The 3,239-nt window shown below is 53.7% G+C and carries 4 protein-coding genes; all 4 read right to left on the bottom strand.

Going from position 1 to position 3,239, the window contains the following annotated elements; all coding sequences use genetic code 11:
* A partial coding sequence (locus AC1DVH_RS28425; RefSeq protein WP_477756585.1) for an MraY family glycosyltransferase occupies positions 1-377 on the bottom strand: 377 nt, incomplete at its 3' end.
* 64 nt (positions 378-441) lie between these two features.
* On the bottom strand, positions 442-1,404 hold the full coding sequence (locus AC1DVH_RS28420; protein WP_477756584.1) for a UDP-glucose 4-epimerase family protein: 963 nt from the start codon (positions 1,402-1,404) through the stop codon (positions 442-444).
* A gap of 19 nt (positions 1,405-1,423) precedes the next feature.
* Entirely contained in the window at positions 1,424-2,551 is a 1,128-nt protein-coding gene (wecB, locus tag AC1DVH_RS28415; RefSeq protein WP_477756583.1) for a non-hydrolyzing UDP-N-acetylglucosamine 2-epimerase, read from the bottom strand.
* A partial coding sequence (locus tag AC1DVH_RS28410) for a polysaccharide biosynthesis protein (RefSeq protein WP_477756582.1) occupies positions 2,544-3,239 on the bottom strand: 696 nt, incomplete at its 5' end. The genes AC1DVH_RS28410 and wecB, both read right to left, overlap by 8 nt.

Below are 3,239 nucleotides of genomic sequence, written 5' to 3'. Positions count from 1 at the left end.
CCGAACACATTGATCGGGGCCATGCCGCCAATCCAGAACAATGCCCAGATGGCACCAGCGAAATGCGCCAGCAGGCGCCACCGGGCAGCAATGTGTCCGTGGTCGTCAAGAAAACCTATGACTGCTATCCACCCACCGGCTCCAAGTAGAGCCAACGCCATGGGCCAGGCCATGTCATCTACCCAGACAAGCGCCGGTAACGCAATCAGAAAACTCAGGACGATGGCCACACCTCCACCACGCGGTGTCGGGACCGAATGTGAACTTCGTGAATTCGGAATATCTATCAAACTGCGTGCCAAGGCATATTTGCGCAATGCACCCGTGGCCAAAAATGAAACACCAACCACAGCAGCCAACAACCAAATTGTGTTCAAAGATCAACTTCCTGAAACAGCCAAAATCAATTTTGCAATTGAACCAGCACTGCCGTTAGCCAGCTTATCGCTGCCTGTCCTTGTAGTAGTTCGCAGCCGACACCAGAGCTTCATCGACGCTAACGGGAGGAGTCCAGCCCAGCAGCTTTCGAGTTTTGCTTATATCGACTTGCAACGACCCGCAAATCCGTTGCGATAAAGCCTGCTTACCTAAAAGCTGCGCTCCTCGCTCAAGCAGCACACTCGGAACAGGCAACAACCGTGCAGGCTTGCCCAGCGCTTGCCCCATGCGCCTCAAGAGCTGCGTAGTGGACAGATCTTCCCCATCACTAACAAGGAAAATCTGATTCGCTGCAGCAGGGTGACGAATACAGGTCACTATTAAATCAACAAGATTGTCGAGCGCGACCAGACTGCGTCGATTATGGATAGCCCCGAATGGCAGCGGCACCCCCTTGTCCAGCCAGCGCATCATGTTCAGGAAATTGGCCCTGACACCCGGGCCATAAACGAGCACAGGACGAATAATCACGACCTCCATCCCTGAATCGATCGCGATTTCGCGTAACCCTCGCTCGGCCTCCATCTTTGATACGCCATAGGGGTCCGCTGGCGCGGGTGGAGCATCGGCAAGATAGGGCTCATTGAGCGGCGTACCTTCACCATTCACCTTGATCGAGCTAATGAACACAAAACGTCGAACCCCTTGACCAGCCGACTGCCGGGCAAGATTCAGTGTGCCTTCGACATTCACCTTGCGAAACGCCACCAGCGGATCGGACTCGGTGTCATTCATCACATGGACACGCGCCGCGCTGTGAATGACGACCTCCACCCGATCCAGCGCCTGCGACCAATCGGCATCACTTTCGAGCCCGGCGGTTTGAACAGTTGTAACGCGCGCCGGACAGTCGGGCAAAGCATGCCCACGAATGGCTGCCACCGGTTCCAGATCTTCAGAAGCCGCTAACCGGCCCAGTACAGCACGGCCTACGAAACCAGTGGCACCTGTCAACAAAACACGCATTTTCAAACCTCGACGCCGCTCAGGGTTTCGACCAGACAGTACGGTTGATGTAGTCGGTGTAACTCAATACGACCCGAACCACCTGCTTGGACACCGGACCCGCCTGGTAATCCCTGACCACGGGGATGACACGCTGATCACGATCATGCTGACTGGTCACCACACGTACAGCATTGAGAACGCCATCCACTTTCAGGCCACTCATAATGAGTGTCCCTTCGTCCATCCCCTCCGGACGCTCATGTGCATTACGGATGGTAATGGCAGGCAAGTTCAGCAGAGAGGCCTCTTCAGTGATGGTGCCACTATCGGACAGGACGCAAAACGCCGACATCTGCAACTTGATGTAGTCAAGCAGACCGAATGGTTTGGAAAAGCGGATCAACGGGTGATCCAACGATTCGCCTATCGCCTCCAGACGTTTGCGGGTGCGGGGGTGAGTGGACACGATGATCGGAAACTTATACTCGTCGGCCAAGGCTCGCAGTGTCTTGAGCAAATCCCGGAGGTTTTCCGGCGTATCGACGTTTTCTTCTCGGTGAGCGCTGATGATGAAGAATTTATCCTGCTCCAGCCCCTCTCGAACCAGCACGTCGGAAGTGAGAATTTTCGGCATGTAATAGTCGAGCACTTCCTCCATATGCGAACCGGTCTTGATGATGGTTTCAGGACGAATCCCTTCAGCGATCAGATAACGCCGGGCATGCTCGGTCAGCACCATATTGATATCGCTCAGGTGATCGAGCACCTTGCGATTCAGTTCCTCGGGAACTCGCTGATCAAAACAGCGATTGCCGGCTTCCATATGGAATACGGGAATCTTGCGGCGCTTTGCGGCAATGACTGCAAGACAGGTATTGGTATCGCCATAGAGTAAAAGCGCGTCCGGCTTTTCAACTTCAAATACTTCATCCGCCTTGGAAATCACCTCGGCGATGGTCTTGGCAGCCGTATCGCCGGCGGCGCCCAGAAAGTGATCGGGCTTTCGAATTTCAAGATCGTCGAAAAAAACCTGATTCAATTCGAAGTCGTAGTTTTGGCCGGAGTGGACCAACACATGGTTGACCTGCTTATCCAGCTCAGCAATGACACGACTCATCTTGATAAGCTCTGGTCGCGTGCCGACCAGCGTCATGACCTTAAGCATCAAGTTTCTCCTGAATGTATTCCAGATTCAAAAGAACTTTCTTCACGCCTTCAACATCGAGACGCTCAGTATTATGCGAGGTGTAATCTTCAAGATCGGAAATCTCCTGCTCACCTTCAACAAAGAATTTCTTGTAGTTCAGGTCGCGATTGTCCGCCGGGATTCGATAGTAACGCCCCATGTCTTCGGCTTTGGCCATTTCTTCACGGGAAATCAGCGACTCGTAGAGTTTTTCGCCATGACGGGTGCCAATGACCTTGACGGTATTGTCACGAGAGAACAGCTCCTTGAGCGCTTGCRCCAGGTCAGCGACTGTCGAGGCAGGTGCTTTCTGAACGAAAATATCGCCTTGCTCGGCATGCTCGAAAGCGTGCAGCACCAGGTCGACAGAGTCCTCCAGCGACATCAGGAAGCGGGTCATGTTCGGATCAGTGACAGTCAGCGGCTCGTCATTTTGCAATTGGTTGATAAACAACGGGATCACTGACCCGCGCGAGGCCATGACATTGCCGTAACGAGTTGCGCAGATCACAGGTCCCGCTGCCGGAATCATCCGCGACCTGGCCACCATCAGTTTTTCAGCCATGGCCTTGGAAATACCCATGGCATTGATTGGATAAACAGCCTTGTCGGTACTTAGCACGACAACGCGCTTAACACCCGAAGCAATCGCCGCATTCAGAACGTT

The sequence above is a fragment of the Pseudomonas sp. P4_C3 genome (genome assembly GCF_056402075.1).
Note: the sequence above shows the minus strand (reverse complement) of the source record. Positions and strands in the feature narration are given on the sequence as shown.

Excerpts from the sequence above, each read along its gene's own strand:
- AC1DVH_RS28420 (WP_477756584.1), bottom strand. The coding sequence starts at position 1,404 with ATGCGTGTTTTGTTGACAGGTGCCACTGGTTTCGTAGGCCGTGCTGTA.
- wecB (WP_477756583.1), bottom strand. The coding sequence starts at position 2,551 with ATGCTTAAGGTCATGACGCTGGTCGGCACGCGACCAGAGCTTATCAAG.